15 protein-coding genes are annotated in these 18,064 nt (G+C 63.9%); 6 read left to right on the top strand and 9 right to left on the bottom strand.

Annotated features, from left to right (window positions below; all coding sequences use genetic code 11):
- Window positions 1-12 precede the first annotated feature (12 nt).
- Entirely contained in the window at window positions 13-705 is a 693-nt protein-coding gene (locus JLK41_RS22660; RefSeq protein ID WP_210389882.1) for a YggS family pyridoxal phosphate-dependent enzyme, read from the bottom strand.
- Window positions 706-920: 215 nt separating this feature from the next.
- On the opposite strand from JLK41_RS22660, the gene JLK41_RS22655 reads away from it, so the two are divergent.
- Both JLK41_RS22655 and JLK41_RS22650 read left to right on the top strand, forming a co-directional pair.
- Window positions 921-1,955, top strand: coding sequence for a type IV pilus twitching motility protein PilT (locus tag JLK41_RS22655; protein WP_037056538.1), 1,035 nt, complete (start codon window positions 921-923; stop codon window positions 1,953-1,955).
- Window positions 1,956-2,036: 81 nt separating this feature from the next.
- Entirely contained in the window at window positions 2,037-3,182 is a 1,146-nt protein-coding gene (locus tag JLK41_RS22650; protein WP_037056536.1) for a PilT/PilU family type 4a pilus ATPase, read from the top strand.
- Here the strand turns inward: JLK41_RS22650 and JLK41_RS22645 are convergent.
- Window positions 3,148-4,032: a TIGR03915 family putative DNA repair protein gene (locus tag JLK41_RS22645; protein WP_210389880.1), complete on the bottom strand. Its 885-nt coding sequence runs from the start codon at window positions 4,030-4,032 to the stop codon at window positions 3,148-3,150. The two genes, JLK41_RS22650 and JLK41_RS22645, sit on opposite strands and share 35 nt — an antisense overlap.
- A complete protein-coding gene (locus tag JLK41_RS22640) occupies window positions 4,032-5,243 on the bottom strand; it encodes a putative DNA modification/repair radical SAM protein (RefSeq protein ID WP_134676428.1) in 1,212 nt (403 codons plus the stop codon). The genes JLK41_RS22645 and JLK41_RS22640 overlap by 1 nt, the downstream gene beginning before the upstream one ends.
- 147 nt (window positions 5,244-5,390) lie before the next feature.
- On the opposite strand from JLK41_RS22640, the gene JLK41_RS22635 reads away from it, so the two are divergent.
- The gene (locus tag JLK41_RS22635; protein WP_037056528.1) at window positions 5,391-5,789 is read left to right on the top strand and encodes an NINE protein; all 399 of its coding nucleotides are present in this window, start codon (window positions 5,391-5,393) and stop codon (window positions 5,787-5,789) included.
- 139 nt (window positions 5,790-5,928) lie between these two features.
- On the opposite strand, the gene ntrC is transcribed toward JLK41_RS22635, so the two are convergent.
- The 5 genes from ntrC to glnA form a co-directional block, all read right to left on the bottom strand.
- Entirely contained in the window at window positions 5,929-7,362 is a 1,434-nt protein-coding gene (gene ntrC, locus JLK41_RS22630) for a nitrogen regulation protein NR(I) (RefSeq protein WP_037056525.1), read from the bottom strand.
- Window positions 7,359-8,447 carry a nitrogen regulation protein NR(II) gene (gene glnL / locus JLK41_RS22625; protein WP_037056523.1) on the bottom strand — a complete coding sequence of 363 codons (1,089 nt, stop codon included), beginning with the start codon at window positions 8,445-8,447 and terminating at the stop codon, window positions 7,359-7,361. The genes ntrC and glnL overlap by 4 nt, the downstream gene beginning before the upstream one ends.
- A 186-nt stretch (window positions 8,448-8,633) precedes the next feature.
- Window positions 8,634-9,251, bottom strand: a complete 618-nt coding sequence (locus tag JLK41_RS22620; RefSeq protein ID WP_134676521.1) for a DUF4124 domain-containing protein — start codon at window positions 9,249-9,251, stop codon at window positions 8,634-8,636.
- Window positions 9,252-9,265: 14 nt separating this feature from the next.
- The gene (locus tag JLK41_RS22615) at window positions 9,266-9,802 is read right to left on the bottom strand and encodes a DUF4124 domain-containing protein (RefSeq protein ID WP_134676429.1); all 537 of its coding nucleotides are present in this window, start codon (window positions 9,800-9,802) and stop codon (window positions 9,266-9,268) included.
- Between the two features lie 193 nt (window positions 9,803-9,995).
- A complete protein-coding gene (gene glnA / locus JLK41_RS22610) occupies window positions 9,996-11,402 on the bottom strand; it encodes a glutamate--ammonia ligase (protein ID WP_037056518.1) in 1,407 nt (468 codons plus the stop codon).
- Window positions 11,403-11,731: 329 nt separating this feature from the next.
- Between glnA and thiI the strand changes: the two genes are divergently transcribed.
- Both thiI and typA read left to right on the top strand, forming a co-directional pair.
- The gene (gene thiI, locus JLK41_RS22605) at window positions 11,732-13,186 is read left to right on the top strand and encodes a tRNA uracil 4-sulfurtransferase ThiI (RefSeq protein ID WP_175252706.1); all 1,455 of its coding nucleotides are present in this window, start codon (window positions 11,732-11,734) and stop codon (window positions 13,184-13,186) included.
- Between the two features lie 126 nt (window positions 13,187-13,312).
- On the top strand, window positions 13,313-15,133 hold the full coding sequence (gene typA / locus JLK41_RS22600; RefSeq protein WP_037056512.1) for a translational GTPase TypA: 1,821 nt from the start codon (window positions 13,313-13,315) through the stop codon (window positions 15,131-15,133).
- Window positions 15,134-15,348: 215 nt separating this feature from the next.
- Here typA and gbcA read toward each other — a convergent pair whose 3' ends face one another.
- Complete coding sequence (gbcA, locus tag JLK41_RS22595) at window positions 15,349-16,641, bottom strand: glycine-betaine demethylase subunit GbcA (protein ID WP_047585812.1); 1,293 nt, start codon at window positions 16,639-16,641, stop codon at window positions 15,349-15,351.
- A gap of 313 nt (window positions 16,642-16,954) precedes the next feature.
- On the opposite strand from gbcA, the gene gbcB reads away from it, so the two are divergent.
- Window positions 16,955-18,058 carry a glycine-betaine demethylase subunit GbcB gene (gene gbcB / locus JLK41_RS22590; protein WP_037056505.1) on the top strand — a complete coding sequence of 368 codons (1,104 nt, stop codon included), beginning with the start codon at window positions 16,955-16,957 and terminating at the stop codon, window positions 18,056-18,058.
- Window positions 18,059-18,064: the final 6 nt, after the last annotated feature.

Raw genomic sequence — 18,064 nt, 5'->3', positions numbered from 1 at the left:
GAATTCCTTCATTCAGTGAGTGGGCTGGCCGTAGTCGCGGGCGCCGAACAGGGCGGTGCCGATGCGTACCCAGGTGGCGCCTTCGGCGATGGCGGCCTCCAGGTCATGGCTCATGCCCATGGACAGGGTGTCGAGGTTCAGCGCCAGGTCGTCGCGCAACTGGCGCAGGCGAGCGAAGGCGGTGTGTTGCGCGGCGATATCGTCGGTGGCTTCGGGAATCGCCATCAGCCCGCGCAACCTGAGGTTGGGCAGGGCGCTGATGGCCCTGGCCAGCTCCGGCAGTTCCTCGGGGCTGCAGCCGGATTTGCTGGCCTCGAGGCTGACGTTGACCTGCAGGCAGATGTTCAGCGCGGGCAGGTGCGCCGGGCGCTGGTCGGACAGGCGTTGGGCGATTTTCAGGCGATCCACCGAATGTACCCAGTCGAAATGCTCGGCGATGGGCCGGGTCTTGTTCGACTGAATGGGGCCGATGAAGTGCCAGATCAAGGGCAGGTCGCTCAATGCGGCCTGTTTTTCCAGGGCTTCCTGCAGGTAGTTCTCGCCAAAATCGTGCAGGCCGGCGGCATGGGCCTCGCGAACGGCGTCCGCGGGCTTGGTCTTGCTCACCGCCAGCAGGCCGATATCCTGCAAATTGCGCTGCGAGGCTTGCGCCGCCTCACGGATGCGCGCACCGACCTTTGCAATATTCTCTGCTATCGTGGACATTACTTGCGCTCTATCAGCCCTGCCGTTCGAGAGGGTGTCTACACGTCGCTGTGCCCGGCCATGCCGCGCTGGAATCAGCCGAAAAATGCTCATGTACGGCTCGTACGTGCCACTTTTCGCCTGATTGCACCCCGCCTGACCGCTGCGTGCTGCCGTGTGAACACCGTCCAATGGGTCGCGGCATTCTACCTGCTTGCTTGTAATTGGGGAGTCCCATGGATATCACTGAGCTGCTTGCCTTCAGCGCCAAGCAAGGCGCGTCGGATTTGCACCTCTCGGCCGGTCTGCCGCCGATGATCCGCGTAGACGGCGATGTTCGCCGCATCAACCTGCCGCCGCTGGATCACAAGCAGGTGCATGCGCTGATCTACGACATCATGAATGACAAGCAGCGCAAGGATTTCGAAGAGTTCCTCGAGACCGACTTCTCCTTCGAAGTGCCTGGCGTCGCGCGTTTCCGGGTCAACGCCTTCAACCAGAACCGTGGCGCCGGCGCGGTGTTCCGTACCATTCCGTCCAAGGTCTTGACCATGGAAGACCTCGGCATGGGCGACGTGTTCCGCAAGATCACCGACGTGCCGCGCGGCCTGGTGCTGGTCACCGGCCCGACCGGTTCGGGCAAGTCGACCACCCTGGCGGCGATGCTCGACTACCTCAACAGCAACAAGTATCACCACATCCTCACCATCGAAGACCCGATCGAATTCGTTCACGAGTCGAAGAAGTGCCTGGTCAACCAGCGCGAGGTGCACCGCGATACCCACGGCTTCTCCGAAGCCCTGCGCTCGGCACTGCGGGAAGACCCGGACATCATCCTGGTCGGTGAGATGCGTGACCTGGAGACCATCCGCCTGGCGCTGACCGCCGCGGAAACCGGTCACCTGGTCTTCGGCACCCTGCACACCACCTCCGCCGCCAAGACCATCGACCGGGTGGTCGACGTGTTCCCGGCCGAGGAGAAGTCGATGGTTCGCTCGATGCTCTCCGAATCGCTGCAGGCGGTGATCTCGCAGACCCTGCTGAAGAAGATCGGCGGTGGTCGTGTGGCCGCTCACGAAATCATGATCGGTACGCCGGCCATCCGTAACCTGATCCGTGAGGACAAGGTCGCGCAGATGTACTCGGCGATCCAGACCGGTGGTGCGTTGGGCATGCAGACCCTCGATGCCTGCCTCAAGACCCTGGTCAGCAAGGGCTTGGTCAGCCGCGACAGTGCGCGGGAAAAGGCCAAGACCCCGGAAAACTTCTAAACCGTTCGGCCGGCGCGTGTGGAGCACGCCCGCATGCGCCGCTGAGTGCCGAACAGTGCGTGTGGATTTGCGAGAGCGACGATGGAATTCGAAAAACTGCTGCGCCTGATGGTCGAAAAAGGTGGTTCCGACCTGTTCATCACTGCCGGCGTGCCGCCGTCGATGAAGGTCAACGGCAAGATCATGCCCGTGACCAAGAACCCCATGTCGCCGGAGCAGACTCGCGAAACCGTGCTCGGCGTGATGAACGAGGCGCAACGCCGCGATTTCGCCGAGAACCACGAGTGCAACTTCGCCATCAGCGCGCGCGGCATCGGTCGTTTCCGCGTCAGTGCCTTCTACCAGCGCAACCTGGTGGGCATGGTGCTGCGTCGCATCGAGACCAACATCCCCACCATCGATGACCTCAAGCTGCCGGAAATCCTCAAGAAGCTGGCGCTGACCAAGCGCGGCCTGGTGCTGTTCGTCGGTGCGACCGGTACCGGTAAGTCCACCTCGCTGGCGGCGATGATCGGCTACCGCAACAAGAACAGCAGCGGCCACATCATCTCCATCGAAGACCCGATCGAGTACATCCACCAGCACCAGAACTGCATCGTCACCCAGCGCGAGGTCGGCATCGACACCGAGTCCTTCGAGGTGGCGCTGAAGAACACCCTGCGTCAGGCGCCGGACGTGATCCTCATCGGTGAGGTGCGTACCCGCGAGACCATGGACCACGCCGTGGCATTCGCCGAGACCGGCCACCTGTGCCTGGCGACCCTGCACGCCAACAACGCCAACCAGGCGCTGGACCGCATCATCAACTTCTTCCCGGCGGACCGGCAGAACCAGGTGTGGATGGACCTGTCGCTCAACCTCAAGGCCATCGTCGCCCAGCAGCTGGTGCCGACTCCGGATGGCAAGGGCCGCCGCGCGGTGATCGAGGTGCTGATCAACACCCCGCTGGCTGCCGACCTGATCCGCAAGGGTGAGGTGCACGAGCTCAAGGGCCTGATGAAACGCTCCACCGAGCAGGGCATGCAGACCTTCGACCAGGCGCTGTACAACCTCTACACCCAGGGCGAGATCACCTACGAGGATGCCTTGCTCTACGCCGACTCGGCGAACGACCTGCGCCTGATGATCAAGCTCGGTTCGGAGACCGATGGCGACCACCTCACCAGCATGGCCAAGGGCCTGGAGCTGGAGGTCAGCGAGGAAGATCCGGGGCGTCGCTTCCGCTGATGCCTGAGAGGGGACGCAAGGCGTCCCCTTCGTTCATCCGGGCAATGCGTTTGCCCTTCCTGCCGGCCAGCACCCGTGCCTGGCCATCGCGCTGGGCACCGGCGCGCGCCTCGCTCATCAACTGCGGGATCAGCGGGCCTTCGGGCAGGTTCTTCCAGAACCTCAGCGGCAAGTGCTGCTGCATGGCCGTGCGATTGAGCCGCGCCGGGTTGAAGGTGCTGCCGTAATAGGCGCGCCACAGCGCCTGACCACTGTCATCGGGTTGCTGCGCCCAATCCTGCCATTGGGCCGGACAGTGCCGCTCGTGCTGCAGGCGCTGGCCATCCCAGTACACGCCGTCACGTGGCGTCGCGATCAGCCAGCTGTGCTTGCCCAGGCGTTCGGCGAAATGGCCGCTGGCCGCGGCGAGGATGTCGTGAGCGGGCTCGAACCAGGCGACGAAGTCCGGCGCAGCGGGGGCCACGCATGGCTGGAAGCGCACGAAGGCATGCAGGTGATGGGCTTCGCGGCGCACGGCCTTGAGGCGACGGTGCAGCTCGCTGCCGTCGGGGTCGCCGGCCAGCACGGCGCTGCGCTCACCCTGGACGAAGCGCCAGAGTACGCGGTAGAGCAGGCTCCAGCGCTCATCGCCGCGATACTGCGCGGCGGTCTCCAGCAGTTCCAGCAGCTCGGGCGATACGCGCAGGCGTCCGCTGGGTTCCTGCGTCCGCTCGGCAGGCTGGTCGAACAGGCCGGGGGCCGCCTCGTCGTCCTGCCATTGCAGCTGATGCGGCGCCAGGCCTTGCAGCAGGGCACGGCGCGCCACCTGGCGCCAGGTGGCGAAGGTGCCGTCGAAGCGCAGGCAGTGCATCACCACAGCGCCATCTGCGCCGGGGTATCGCGCAGCTGCTGGCGCAGCACCACGGACTCGTGCTCGCCACGCGGCGGCCGGTAATCCTGGGTGACGATGAACGGCTTGGCCTTCTCCAGCACGCAGCGCAGGCGGGTCAGGTCTTCGAAGCGGATGCGTCGTTCCCGCCTCAGCGCCCCCAGGCGGCGCGCGCTCAGCACGCCGATGCCCGGGACGCGGGCGATCAGGGTTTCGTCGGCGCGGTTGAGGTCGACGGGAAACTGCTCGCGGTTGGCCAGTGCCCAGGCCAGCTTGGGGTCGATGTCCAGCGCCAGGTTGCCGGGGCCGTCGAGCAGCTCGGTGGCGCTGAAGCCGTAGCCGCGCATGAGGAAGTCGGCCTGGTACAGGCGGTGTTCGCGCAGCAGTGGCGGGGCTTCGAACGGCACGCTCCCGGGGCTCTGCGGAATCGGGCTGAAGGCCGAGTAGTAGACGCGGCGCAGGCGGTAGTCGTGGTACAGGCTCTGGGCGTTGTGCAGGATGGTGCTGTCATCGGTGGCGTCGGCGCCGACGATCATCTGCGTGCTCTGCCCGGCCGGGGCGAAGCGCGGTGCCCGCCGTTCTTCCCGTGCTTCGCGTTCGCCCTGGTGGATGTTGTGCATGGCCTGGTGAATGCTGCCGACGTTCTTCTCCGGGGCCAGGCGGACCAGGCTGGTTTCGGTGGGCAGCTCGATGTTGACGCTGAGGCGGTCGGCATACAGGCCGGCCTCGGCGATCAGCTCCGGCGCAGCGTCGGGAATGGTCTTGAGGTGGATGTAGCCACGGAACTGGTGCTGTTCGCGCAGCAGCCTGGCGACGCGGATCAGCTGCTCCATGGTGTAGTCGGCCGAGCGGATGATGCCGGAGCTGAGGAACAGGCCGCTGATGCAGTTGCGCTTGTAGAAGTCGAGGGTCAGGGTGACCACTTCCTCGGGGGTGAAGCGCGCACGTGGCACGTCGCTGGAGCGGCGATTGATGCAGTACTGGCAGTCGTACAGGCAGAAATTGGTCAGCAGGACCTTGAGCAGCGCCACGCAGCGGCCATCCGGCGTGTAGCTGTGGCAGATGCCCATGCCGTTGGTCGAGCCGATGCCGTCCTTGCCCCTGGAACTGCGCTTGGGTGCGCCGCTGCTGGCGCAGGAGGCGTCGTACTTGGCGGCGTCGGCGAGGATGGTGAGTTTTTCGATCAGTTGCATGGCGGGCGATATCGATACTGTTTTTTTATACAGTATATGGGCGCCGTACAGCTATCAAGCAGTTCGTCCTGTTGCCTTGTCGTGGCAGGCATGCAACCTTCGCCTGGCGCGCAGCGTCTGAATCGTATCTCGCACAAGGAGTTCCTCATGCAACGACAGGACACGCACAGCAAGCTGATCGGCTACCTGCTGTGGATCTTCGGTTTCCTCGGTTCGCACCGTTTCTACTACGGCAAGCCGGTCACCGGCACCATCTGGTTCTTCACCCTCGGCCTGTTCTTCATCGGCTGGATCATCGACCTGTTCCTGATCCCCTCGATGGACCGCGAGGCCGACCTGCGCTTCACCGCCGGCGACACCGACTACAACGTGGCCTGGATCCTGCTGACCTTCCTTGGTGTGTTCGGCGTGCATCGCATGTACCAGGGCAAGTGGATCACCGGGATCATCTACCTGTTCACCGGCGGTCTGTTCCTGATCGGCGTGCTCTACGATTTCTGGACGCTGAACACGCAGGTCTCGCTGAAGAACGCGCAGCGCGCTTGAGCGGCAGAGGCCGGCGCTATGCACGGTCTGCTCCCTCTCAAGCAAACGTCAGAGGGGAGACGGTTCCGTAGCCCGGATGCAATCCGGGGAAATGAAAAGGGCATCCTGTGGGATGCCCTTTTTTCGTGACTCGGCGGGATCAGTCGTCGCTGTCGTCGTCGTCCCCGCCGTCGACCTTCATGCCCAGCTCCTTGATCTTGCGGGTTAGGGTGTTGCGACCCCAGCCCAGCAGCAGTGCGGCATCCCGACGGCGGCCGGCGGTGTGCTTGAGGGCTGTCTCGATCATGATGCGCTCGAAGGCCGGTACCGCGGTGTCGAGCAGGTTGGACTGGCCACGGGCCAGGGCCTGGTCGGCCCACAGGCGCAGCGCCTGCTCCCAGTTGGTGACGGGCGCGGCATCCTGCGGTTGGGTCAGCAGCTCCGGCGGCAGGTCGTCGACATGCACCTCGCGGCCCGAGGCCATCACCGTGATCCAGCGGCAGGTGTTCTCCAGCTGGCGCACGTTGCCCGGCCAGGGCAGGTGCTTGAGGTAGTCCTCGGTTTCGCTCTTGAGCAGCTTGGGCTCCACTGCCAGTTCCTGCGCGGCGCGGGCGAGGAAGTGGTTGGCCAGGGTCGGGATGTCCTCGCGGCGGTCGGCCAGGCGCGGGATGTGGATGCGAATGACGTTGAGGCGGTGGAACAGGTCTTCACGGAACTTGCCGGCCTGCACCAGGGTTTCCAGGTTCTGGTGGGTCGCGGCGATGATGCGCACGTCCACCTTCACCGGGGTGTGGCCGCCGACGCGGTAGAACTCGCCATCGGCCAGTACGCGCAACAGGCGCGTCTGGGTGTCGGCCGGCATGTCGCCGATCTCGTCGAGGAACAGGGTGCCGCCGTCGGCCTGCTCGAAGCGTCCACGGCGCTGGTTGGCCGCACCGGTGAAGGCGCCTTTCTCGTGGCCGAACAGCTCGGACTCCATCAGGTCCTTGGGGATCGCCGCCATGTTCAGGGCGATGAAGGGCGCTGCGGCGCGCGGGCTGTGGCGGTGCAGGGCATGTGCGACCAGCTCCTTGCCGGTCCCGGACTCGCCGTTGATCAGCACGGTGATGTTGGAGTGGGACAGCCGGCCAATCGCACGGAACACCTCCTGCATCGCCGGCGCCTCGCCGATGATCTCGGGTGTGCGCGCCTGGGCGGCGGGGGCGGCCAGGCTCTGCTGTTCCTGGGCATGCTGGAAGGCGCGCTTGACCAGCGACACGGCCTCGTCGACGTCGAACGGCTTGGGCAGGTACTCGAAGGCGCCGCCCTGGTAGCTGGCCACCGCGCTGTCCAGGTCGGAGTGCGCGGTCATGATGATCACCGGCAGGCGTGGATACAGCTCGCGAATGCGCGCCAGCAGGTCGAGGCCACTGGCGCCGGGCATGCGGATGTCGGAGATGATCACGTCCGGCTGCTGGCGGGTCAGGCGGGCGAGGACACCGTCGGCACTGTCGAAACTCTGGGTGGTCATGCCTTCCTGTTGCAGGGCCTTTTCCAGTACCCAGCGGATGGAACGATCGTCGTCGACAATCCAGACGGTTTCACTGCGGCTCATGGCGTGGGCGCTCCTTGTTCCAGCGGCAGGAAGATCGAGAATACGGTGTGGCCGGGATAGCTCTCGCATTCGATCAGGCCTTGATGCTGGCTGATGATGTTCTGGGTGATGGCCAGGCCCAGGCCGGTGCCGTCGGCGCGGCCACTGACCATGGGATAGAAGATGGTTTCCTGCAGCTCCGGCGGAATGCCGGGGCCGTTGTCGATGATCTCCACCTTGACCACCAGGCGGTGGCGGGTGTGGCCGATGGTGAACTGGCGCAGGGTGCGGGTGCGCAGGCTGATGCGCCCAAGGCCCATGTCGTGCTTCTGCCCGGCGATCGCCTGCATGGCGTTGCGCACGATGTTGAGCACGGCCTGGATCATCTGCTCACGATCGATGAGCAGGTCGGGAATGCTCGGGTCGTAGTCGCGCACCAGGGTGATGCCGCCCTGGCTTTCCGCCTCGATCAGGTTGGCGACGCGCTCCAGCACCTCATGCACGTTGGTCATCGCCAGCGACGGCAGCTTGTTCGAGCCGAGCATGCGGTCGACCAGGTTACGCAGGCGGTCGGCCTCCTCGATGATGACGTTGGTGTAGTCCTTGAGGTCTTCGTTGGGCAGTTCGCGCGAGAGCAACTGAGCCGCGCCGCGAATGCCGCCGAGCGGGTTCTTGATCTCGTGAGCCAGGCCGCGTACCAGCAGCTTGGTGGTCTCCTGCTTGGACAGCTGCGCCTCTTCCTTGGTGATGCGCAGCAGGCGGTCGCGTGGGTGCACCTCCAGCAGCAGCAGGGTCTCGCCCTTGCTGAACAGCGGGGTCACCGCGTAGTCCACGGTCAGCGTCTGGCCGGTGACCGAGGTCAGCACGGCTTCGCGCTTGTTGAACGGATGCGCCTGTTCCACCGCCTGGCGCAGCGAAGTCAGCGCTTCAGGCGATTCAGTGAACAGGTCGCTGATGAACTGACCATGGCTGCGCTGGCCGCTGACGGCCAGGAGCATTTCCGCCGCCGGGTTCATGTACTCAAGGCACAGCTGGCTGTTGAGCAACAGGGTGGCGGTGGTCAGGTTGTCGAGTAGCAGGCGGTGCAGTGCGTCGTTGATGGTCATAGGCAGCGCGTTCCGGCAATGGGCAGGAAAATGCAAGAAGCAAACCAAGGCCCCGAAAAGACGCATTTTTTGTGCGGTCTGCCAGGTTTTGGTTGTGTGGCGGCGCGGCTGGGCGGGGAAAAACGACCCAAAACAGGGAGAGTTTAGGAGGTGGTGCGTCAGTGCGCACCATAAAGGTGCGCTCTGTCAGAAGAAGGGCAGGATGCTCACGTCTTCCTTGGGTTTGTCCTTGAGCGGGCACTCGGGACGTACGCCGTAGTCGTTCTTCTTGCAGGGGTTGACCTTGCGCTTCTGCGCCAGGCTCATCCGGTGCATGTGGAACGGTTGTGGCGGTGTGCGCTCGACGATGAGCCCGGCGGCGTCGATGATTTCCGCGGCCAGCTGATGGGTGCCACGGTCGACGTGCTGCAGCGAGAACACCGGGCTGCGGCTCGCCTCGCCCTGCAGCTCGCCATCGAGCAGCAGGCGATAGCTGTGCCCTGGCAGCAGGCCGGGTTCGCTGGTGAGGGTGACGATCATGTCGCCGGAGCCGTTGTGAATCGAGGCGTCGGGCTCGGGGACGAGGATGCGCAGGACCTGATAGTGCATGACCGGTTTAGTCACGGCGGGCGCCGGGGCCACGCGCACGGTCGGTGCCGGCGCGTTGAGCTGCGCGCTGTTGGACGGGGCGAGGATCACCCGTTCGGCGCTGCTGCTGCGCGGCTTGTCCGTGAACACGCGGTTACCCTCGGCGTCGATGTAGGTGTACACCTGGGCCAGGGCGGTCTGGGTCATGAGCAGCAGGCCGAGCAACAGCGTACGCATGGTGATGGGGTGCTTCACGGCGCGCCACGAGCCGGGCTGTTGACGCTGATGCGCTGCACGGTGAAGGTCTCCGTCGCGCTCTGCTGGACGATGCGATCACCGGCCATCACCGCGACGGCCAGGCTGTGCTCGCCACGGTCGAGGTTGGTCAGTTGCAGGCTCGGGACATTGCTCGCCTGGCCGTAGGGCTCGCCGTCGAGGATCAGGCGCAGGCGGTGGCCGGCTTGCAGGCGTGGCTGGATGTTCACGCTGACGATGAAGGTGCCGTTGTTGGCGCGCATTGCCTCTTCGTCAGGAATGCCCTGCAGGCTCAGCGCGGAGTAGGGCGCTGCGCTCTGGCTGGTGTCGCTGTCGTGCTTCTGGTCGGCCGGGACGTTCGGCGTCTTCATGTCGACCGTGTTGGTGCGCGGCAGGGTGACGCTCTCGCTGGGCGTGCCTTCCGGTGGCTGATTGGTGAACACCGTGTTGCCGTTGGCGTCGGTGTATTTGTAGATCTGCGCGCTGGCCGGCAGGGCCAGGGCGAGCAACAGGCAGGCGAGTAACGGGCGCATGGGCCGATCCTTCCGCGGATGATGCGCTAAGCCTTGCACTGCTGAGGATTCCTGGCAAGCGCAGGGCGTCGTGGCTGTGATGCCCGGCCCTAAATCAGCTGCGCCGCGTCTGCCTCTGAAATGAAAAAAGCCCCGCCTGGCAGGGCCGGGCGGGGCTTTCGAACGCGCCACCCGAAGGCGGCGCGGCACTGGCTTAGACGCTGTAGTACAGGTCGTATTCCAGCGGGTGTACGAAGGTACGTACCTTGATTTCTTCTTCGCTCTTCAGCTCGATGTAGGCATCGATGAAGTCGTCGGAGAACACGCCGCCCTTGGTCAGGAACGCGCGGCCCTTGTCCAGCTCTTCCAGGGCTTCTTTCAGGCTGCCGCAAACCTGCGGGATCAGCTTGCCTTCTTCCGGCGGCAGATCGTAGAGGTTCTTGTCAGCGGCATCGCCCGGGTGGATCTTGTTCTGGATGCCGTCCAGACCGGCCATCAGCAGAGCGGCGAAGGCCAGGTACGGGTTGGCAGCCGGGTCCGGGAAGCGCGCTTCGATGCGGCGGGCTTTCGGGCTGGCGACGTACGGGATACGGATCGAGGCGGAGCGGTTGCGAGCCGAGTAGGCCAGCATGACCGGTGCTTCGAAGCCCGGAACCAGGCGCTTGTAGGAGTTGGTCGACGGGTTGGTGAAGCCGTTCAGGGCCTTACCGTGCTTGATGATGCCGCCGATGAAGTACAGGGCGGTCTCGGACAGACCGGCATAGCCTTCACCGGAGAAGGTGTTCTTGCCGTCCTTGGAGATCGACATGTGCACGTGCATGCCCGAGCCGTTGTCGCCGTACAGCGGCTTCGGCATGAAGGTGGCGGTCTTGCCGTAGGCGTCGGCCACGTTGTGCACGCAGTACTTCAGGGTCTGAACTTCGTCAGCCTTGTTGACCAGGGTGTTGAACTTCACGCCGATTTCGTTCTGACCGGCAGTGGCCACTTCGTGGTGGTGCACTTCGACGACCAGGCCCATCTCTTCCATGGCGTTGCACATGGCGGTACGGATTTCGTGGTCGTGGTCGCACGGCGGAACCGGGAAGTAACCGCCCTTGACGGCCGGGCGGTGACCCTTGTTGCCGCCTTCGACGTCGCCGTCGGTCATCCAGGAACCTTGCTCGGAGTAGATCTTGAACATCGAGCCGGAGATGTCGGACTTGAACTTGACTTCGTCGAAGATGAAGAACTCGGGCTCCGGGCCGACGAATACGGTGTCGCCGATGCCGGTGGACTTCAGGAACTCTTCGGCGCGCTTGGCGATGGAACGCGGGTCGCGGTCATAGCCCTGCATGGTGCTCGGCTCGATGATGTCGCAGACCAGGATCAGGGTCGGTTCTTCGGTGAACGGATCCAGTACGGCGGTCTCGTCGACCGGCATCAGGATCATGTCGGAGGCTTCGATGCCTTTCCAGCCATGGATGGACGAGCCGTCGAACATCTTGCCGTGCTCGAAGAAATCTTCGTCCAGGGCGTCACGGGCCGGCATGGTCACGTGGTGCTGCTTGCCCTTGGTGTCGGTGAAGCGCAGGTCTACCCACTTCACGTCGTGTTCTTTGATCAGTTGAACAGCCTTAGACATGTTGTCCTCCAGGTGGAAAAGGCTCCTATCTATGAGCCTCGAATGTACGGTGAAGCCCGGCGGGATAGTCCGTCAGGGCGACCTGCCTCACAAGGGAGCAAATTGCATGCCAGTGCCCTGTATTGGGCAGAAGCCTGGAAACTCAGGCATGGCGCCGGCTGCGCGGAATTTCCCTGGAGATATTTGCACTGATATGGGGCTGTAAATTATGGCAATGCCCGATTTTGGTGCGCGTAGTGTTCGTTGCAGTATTTTTGGTCAAAGCTTGAGCAATTTCCGCTATAATCCGCGCCCCTGTTTTTTCGTCGCCTCGAGCGGGCGCCTTATCCATGAAACTGATCGTCAAAGTTTTCCCTGAAATCACCATCAAGAGTCGCCCGGTGCGCAAGCAGTTCATCCGCCAGTTGGGGAAGAACATCCGTGCCGTGCTGCGCGACCTCGACCCCGCACTGCGGGTGACCGGTGTGTGGGACAACCTGGAGGTCGAGACCGACCTGGACGATCCGCGCCTGCTCGCCGAGATGACCGAACGCCTGCGCAACACGCCGGGCATCGGTCTGTTCCTCGAAGTCAACGAGTACCCGCTGGGTGACCTCGACGAGATCACCGAGCACTGCAAGCGCCATTACGCCGACCAGTTGCCGGGCAAGATCTTCGCCGTGCGTTGCAAGCGCGGCGGCAAGCATGCGTTCAGCTCCATCGATGTCGAGCGCCATGTCGGCAGCCGACTGCGTCAGGAGTGCGCTGCCGCCGGTATCGACCTGAAGAAGCCGGAAGTCGAAGTGCGCATGGAGATCCGCGACCAGCGCCTGTTCGTGGTGCACCATCGCCACGAAGGCCTGGGCGGCTATCCGCTGGGCTCGCTGGAGCAGACCCTGGTGCTGATGAGTGGCGGCTTCGATTCCACCGTGGCGGCTTATCAGATGATGCGCCGCGGCCTAGTCAGCCACTTCTGCTTCTTCAACCTCGGCGGTCGTGCCCATGAGCTGGGCGTGATGGAGGTTGCGCACTATATCTGGCAGAAGTTCGGCCGCTCGCAGCGCGTGCTGTTCATCAGCGTGCCGTTCGAAGAGGTGGTCGGCGAGATTCTCTCCAAGGTCGACAACAGCCAGATGGGCGTGATCCTCAAGCGCATGATGCTGCGTGCCGCGACCCGCGTGGCCGAGCGCCTGGATATCGAGGCGCTGGTGACCGGCGAGGCGATCAGCCAGGTGTCCAGCCAGACGCTGACCAACCTGGCGGTGATCGACTCGGCCACCGACATGCTGGTGATGCGCCCGCTGATCGCCAGCCACAAGCAGGACATCATCGATACCGCCACGCAGATCGGCACCGCCGAGTTCGCCAAGAACATGCCCGAGTACTGCGGGGTGATCTCGGTCAACCCGACCACCAAGGCGCGTGGTTACCGCGTGGAGAAGGAAGAAGCGCAGTTCGACATGGCCATTCTCGAGCGTGCCCTGGAGCGCGCGACCCAGCTGCCGATCGATCGGGTGATCGACGAGCTGGGCAAGGATGTGCAGGTCGAGACCGTTTCCGAGGCGCTGGCCGGACAGATCGTCATCGACATCCGCCATCCCGATGCCGCCGAAGACGAGCCGCTCGAGGTGCCCGGCGTCGAAGTGCAGGCGCTGCCCTTCTATGCGCTGAACAACAAATTCAAGGAACTGGATGAGAATCGCCAGTACCTGCTGTATTGCGATAAGGGCGTGATGAGTCGCCTGCATGCCCACCACCTGCTGAGCGAGGGGCATGCCAATGTGCGCGTTTATCGTCCGGCATAGAACGCCGGGGCTCAATGGCGGGAGTATCCGCCATCGCCCTCCCGACCTCGGGCGCTGATCCCCTTTTCTTCATATTCGTCGTCCAGGCTGGGCGACACACCGAATCCTCTGATCGAGATACACACAGTGATCGAAAATCTGCGCAACATCGCCATCATCGCCCACGTTGACCATGGCAAAACCACCCTCGTCGACAAACTGCTGCGTCTGTCCGGCACCCTCGACCGCAAAGAAGCGGAAAACGAGCGCGTGATGGACTCCAACGACCAGGAGAAAGAGCGCGGCATCACCATTCTGGCGAAGAACACCGCACTGAAGTGGGGCGACTACAACATCAACATCGTCGACACCCCCGGACACGCCGACTTCGGCGGTGAAGTGGAGCGTGTGATGAGCATGGTCGACTCCGTGCTGCTGGTGGTCGACGCTCAGGACGGCCCGATGCCGCAGACCCGCTTCGTGACCCAGAAGGCGTTCAAGGCCGGTCTGCGTCCGATCGTCGTGGTCAACAAGATCGACCGTCCGGGCGCGCGTCCTGACTGGGTCATCGACCAGATCTTCGACCTGTTCGACAACCTCGGCGCCACCGACGAGCAGCTGGACTTCCCCATCGTCTACGCCTCGGCCCTGAACGGCATCGCTGGTATGGATCACGAGAACATGGACGACAACATGGACGCCCTGTTCCAGGCCATCGTCGACCACGTGCCGGCACCGGTCGTCGATGCCACCGGCCCGTTCCAGATGCAGATCTCCCAGCTGGACTACAACAGCTTCCTCGGCGTGATCGGTATCGGCCGCATCGCCCGCGGCACCATCAAGGCCAACAGCCCGGTGACCGCCATCGGCGCCGACGGCAAGAAGCGCAACGGCCGCATCCTGAAGATCATGGGTCACTCCGGTCTGCAGCGCGTCGAAGTGCAGGAAGCTACTGCGGGCGACATCGTCTGCGTATCGGGCATGGACGAGCTGTTCATCTCCGACACCCTGTGCGACCAGAACAACGTCGAGGCCCTGCCGCCGCTGACCGTCGACCAGCCGACCGTGAGCATGACCTTCCAGGTCAACGACTCGCCGTTCGCCGGCAAGGAAGGCAAGTTCGTCACCAGCCGCAACATCAAGGACCGTCTGGACAAGGAGCTGCTGCACAACGTGGCGCTGCGTGTCGAGCCGGGCGAGACTCCTGAGAAGTTCAAGGTCTCCGGCCGTGGCGAGCTGCACCTGTCGGTACTGATCGAAACCATGCGCCGTGAAGGCTTCGAACTGGCCGTTGGCCGTCCGGAAGTGGTGATCATCGAGAACGAGGCCGGCGACAAGCAGGAGCCGTACGAGAACGTCACCATCGACATCGAAGAGCAGCATCAGGGTTCGGTGATGGAGCAGATGGGCCTGCGCAAGGGCGATCTGACCAACATGATCCCCGACGGCAAGGGTCGTATCCGCCTGGAGTACACCATCCCGGCACGTGGCCTGATCGGCTTCCGTAACAACTTCCTGACCCTGACCTCGGGCAGCGGCATCCTGACCTCGACCTTCAGCCACTATGGCGCGATCAAGGCCGGTGAAGTGTCCAACCGTCAGAACGGTGTACTGGTCTCCATGGCCACCGGCACCGCGCTGACCTACTCGCTGGAAACCCTGCAGGCGCGCGGCAAGCTGTTCCTCGAGCCGGGCCAGGAAATCTACGAAGGCCAGCTGGCCGGTATCAACAGCCGTGACAACGACCTGGTGATCAACCCCACCAAGGGCAAGAAGCTCGACAACATGCGTGCTTCCGGCAAGGACGAAGTCATCGCCCTGGTGCCGCCGATCAAGTTCACCCTCGAGCAGGCGCTGGAATTCATCGCCGACGACGAGCTGGTGGAAGTGACGCCGAAGTCGATCCGTCTGCGCAAGAAGTACCTGAACGAGAACGACCGCAAGCGCTTCGAACGCGCCAAGGTCTGAGTCTCCCCAGGCTGAAATGAGAAGCCCCGCCAGAGCGATCTGGCGGGGTTTTTCATTGTGTGGTGCCCATCGGGCATCGCGCCCCGTTCGGCAAAAGAAAACCCCGGCCTCCATGCGGAGCCGGGGTTTTGCGTATCTGCCTCAGCCGCGCTGCGGTCGACAGGCCAGCAGCCCGTAGGCCGTCAGTCCGATCAACAGCAGCAGGCTGAGCGTCATCACTCGCCCGCCACCTGGCGCAGCGACTGTGCCGGGGTGTCGCCGAGGTTGTTGAGCATGCGCTCGCTGTACCAGTCGATGAAGTTGATCACGCCGAACTCGTAGGTCTTCGAGTAGGGGCCGGGCTGGTAGGCGGTGGAGTTGATGCCGCGCTGGTTTTCCTCGGCCAGGCGACGGTCCTGGTCGTTGGTGGCGTCCCATACCTGGCGCAGGCGGGCGACGTCATAGTCGACGCCTTCCACGGCATCCTTGTGCACCAGCCACTTGGTGGTGACCATGGTTTCCTGGGCGCTGATCGGCCACACGGTGAAGACGATCATGTGATCGCCCATGCAGTGGTTCCACGAATGCGGCAGGTGCAGGATGCGCATCGAGCCGAGGTCCGGGTCGGTGATGCGGCCCATCAGCTTCTTGCAGCCCTGCTTGCCATCCATGGTCATGGAGACGGTGCCCTTGAGCAGCGGCATGCGCACGATGCGGTTGCGCAGGCCGAAGCTGGCGTGAGCGTAGGGGATGTTGTCCTTGTCCCAGCGGGTGGTGCACTCGGCGACCTGATCCTTGAACGCCTGGCTGGCGCGCGGGTCGGTGACGTCGTCCCACTCCAGCAGGGTGTTGAGCAGTTCGGGGTGCGAGCCATTGCAGTGGTAGCACTCGCGGTTGTTCTCGAGCACCAGCTTCCAGTTGGCCTTCTCCATCAGGGTGGTCTGCACGGCCACCTTGGTGTTCTCCATGTCGTAGGGTTCCATGTAGTGCGTCAGGGTCGCGAGGAACTCGTCGATGGCCGGCGGGTTTTCCGCCAGGGAGATGAAGATGTAGCCACCGGCGGTCTTGCAGGCGACCGGCTTGAGGCTGTAGTCGGCAAGGTTGAAGCCTTCGCCCATCTCGGTGCCGGCGAACAGCAGGCGGCCGTCCAGTTCGTAGGTCCACTGGTGGTAGGGGCAGACCAGCTTGGCGACCTTGCCCTTGTCGCTGACGCACAGGCGCGAGCCGCGATGGCGGCAGACGTTGTGGAAGGCGTGCACCTGGCCGTCATTGCCGCGCAGGACGATGACCGGGTTGTCACCGATCTGCAGGGTGAGGAAGTTGCCCTTGGTCGGGATTTCGCTGGTCATGCCGGCGATCAGCCATTCCTTGTGGAAGATCTCCTGCATGTCGACCTGGAACAGGCGCTCGTCGTTGTAGAAGGGCTGCGGCAGCGAGAAGCTGTGGTCGCGCTCGTTGAGCATCTGTGCGGTCGCCTTGCGGACGGGCTCCAGCGGGTCGCCCAGGCTCAGGTTTTGGGTGCAGTCCATGATGACTCCTCATTGGCGGGTGCCTGGCACCTGCCGGAAATAGTGGCTGTTACGGTTGTGCCGCAAGGTGTCGAGCGGTCGCTGCTGCCTGCTCTGGGCACGCATGCTTGGTGAGGCGGAGTGTGGATCCGGCCCGCGCCGAATCCTTATCCATGGGCGACATGGCCGGATGCGTTTCCGACGCGCCGAGCCCCGTGCAATGGGGCAGGTCGCGATAAGCATGCGGATGTCGCTGGTGGATAAATGACGTCCGCCAGCCTTTCGCACAATCCGCTGCAATTAGGCCGATGTCCGGCCCTGTGGAGAGTCGTTCATGACCGCCAACGCCTTCCTCAATCCGGTGACTACCCAGACCTGGACCAATGGCCGCCACATGGTGCGCTGCGTCAAGGTCATTCAGGAAACCTGGGATGTGCGCACCTTCTGCTTCATGGCCGATCAGCCGGTGCTGTTCTTCTTCAAGCCCGGGCAGTTCGTCACCCTGGAACTGGAGATCGAGGGGCAGCCGATCATGCGCTCCTACACCATCTCCAGCTCGCCGTCGGTGCCCTACAGCTTCTCCATCACCATCAAGCGGGTGCCGGGCGGCCGGGTTTCCAACTGGCTGCACGACAACCTCAAGGAAGGCGACGAGGTGCCGGTGCACGGGCCGGTGGGGCTGTTCAACGCCATCGACTTCCCGGCGGACAAGGTGCTGTTCCTGTCCGGTGGGGTCGGCATCACGCCGGTGATGTCGATGGCGCGCTGGTTCTACGACACCAACGCCAATGTCGACATGGTGTTCGTGCACAGCGCGCGCTCGCCGAAGGACATCATCTACCAGCGCGAGCTGGAGCACATGGCCGCGCGGATCAACAACTTCAGCCTGCACGTGATTTGCGAGAAGCATGGCCTGGGCGAGTCCTGGGCGGGCTATCGCGGCTACCTGAACAAGGCGATGCTGGAGCTGATGGCGCCGGACTACCTGGAGCGGGAAATCTTCTGCTGCGGCCCGACCCCCTACATGGGTGCGGTCAAGCGCCTGCTCGAGGCGGCGGGCTACGACATGAGCCGCTACCACGAGGAGGCGTTCGGGCCGACGCCGCCGGAGATTCGTGCCGAGGTCAAGGAGCTGGCCGCCGAGGCGGCCGACGCGCCGGAAGTGCCGGTCGGCGAGCTCAATCAGGTGGAGTTCTCCAGTACCGGCAAGAGCATCCGGGTGGCGCCGGGGGAAACCGTGCATGCGGCGGCGGCCAAGCTCGGCCTGCACATTCCCAAGGCCTGCGGCATGGGGATCTGCGGCACCTGCAAGGTCATGAAGACCTCGGGCGAGGTGGAGATGGAGCACAATGGCGGCATCACCGACGAAGACGTCGCCGAGGGCTACATCCTGTCCTGCTGCAGCGTGCCGAAGGGCGACGTGGCGATCGATTACTGATCGCTA

It is taken from the genome of Ectopseudomonas khazarica (assembly GCF_017915135.1).
In the GTDB taxonomy this organism is placed as follows: Bacteria; Pseudomonadota; Gammaproteobacteria; order Pseudomonadales; family Pseudomonadaceae; genus Aquipseudomonas; species Aquipseudomonas khazarica.
This window is presented reverse-complemented; position numbering and strand designations above follow the sequence as displayed.

Coding starts and splice junctions, on each gene's coding strand:
- ntrC (WP_037056525.1), bottom strand. CDS start 7,362: ATGAGCCGCAGTGAAACCGTCTGGATTGTCGACGACGATCGTTCCATC.
- JLK41_RS22620 (WP_134676521.1), bottom strand. CDS start 9,251: ATGCGTACGCTGTTGCTCGGCCTGCTGCTCATGACCCAGACCGCCCTG.
- gbcA (WP_047585812.1), bottom strand. CDS start 16,641: ATGGACTGCACCCAAAACCTGAGCCTGGGCGACCCGCTGGAGCCCGTC.
- JLK41_RS22650 (WP_037056536.1), top strand. CDS start 2,037: ATGGAATTCGAAAAACTGCTGCGCCTGATGGTCGAAAAAGGTGGTTCC.
- JLK41_RS22655 (WP_037056538.1), top strand. CDS start 921: ATGGATATCACTGAGCTGCTTGCCTTCAGCGCCAAGCAAGGCGCGTCG.
- gbcB (WP_037056505.1), top strand. CDS start 16,955: ATGACCGCCAACGCCTTCCTCAATCCGGTGACTACCCAGACCTGGACC.
- JLK41_RS22640 (WP_134676428.1), bottom strand. CDS start 5,243: ATGCAACTGATCGAAAAACTCACCATCCTCGCCGACGCCGCCAAGTAC.
- JLK41_RS22660 (WP_210389882.1), bottom strand. CDS start 705: ATGTCCACGATAGCAGAGAATATTGCAAAGGTCGGTGCGCGCATCCGT.
- JLK41_RS22645 (WP_210389880.1), bottom strand. CDS start 4,032: ATGCACTGCCTGCGCTTCGACGGCACCTTCGCCACCTGGCGCCAGGTG.
- JLK41_RS22615 (WP_134676429.1), bottom strand. CDS start 9,802: ATGCGCCCGTTACTCGCCTGCCTGTTGCTCGCCCTGGCCCTGCCGGCC.
- glnA (WP_037056518.1), bottom strand. CDS start 11,402: ATGTCTAAGGCTGTTCAACTGATCAAAGAACACGACGTGAAGTGGGTA.
- JLK41_RS22635 (WP_037056528.1), top strand. CDS start 5,391: ATGCAACGACAGGACACGCACAGCAAGCTGATCGGCTACCTGCTGTGG.
- glnL (WP_037056523.1), bottom strand. CDS start 8,447: ATGACCATCAACGACGCACTGCACCGCCTGCTACTCGACAACCTGACC.
- thiI (WP_175252706.1), top strand. CDS start 11,732: ATGAAACTGATCGTCAAAGTTTTCCCTGAAATCACCATCAAGAGTCGC.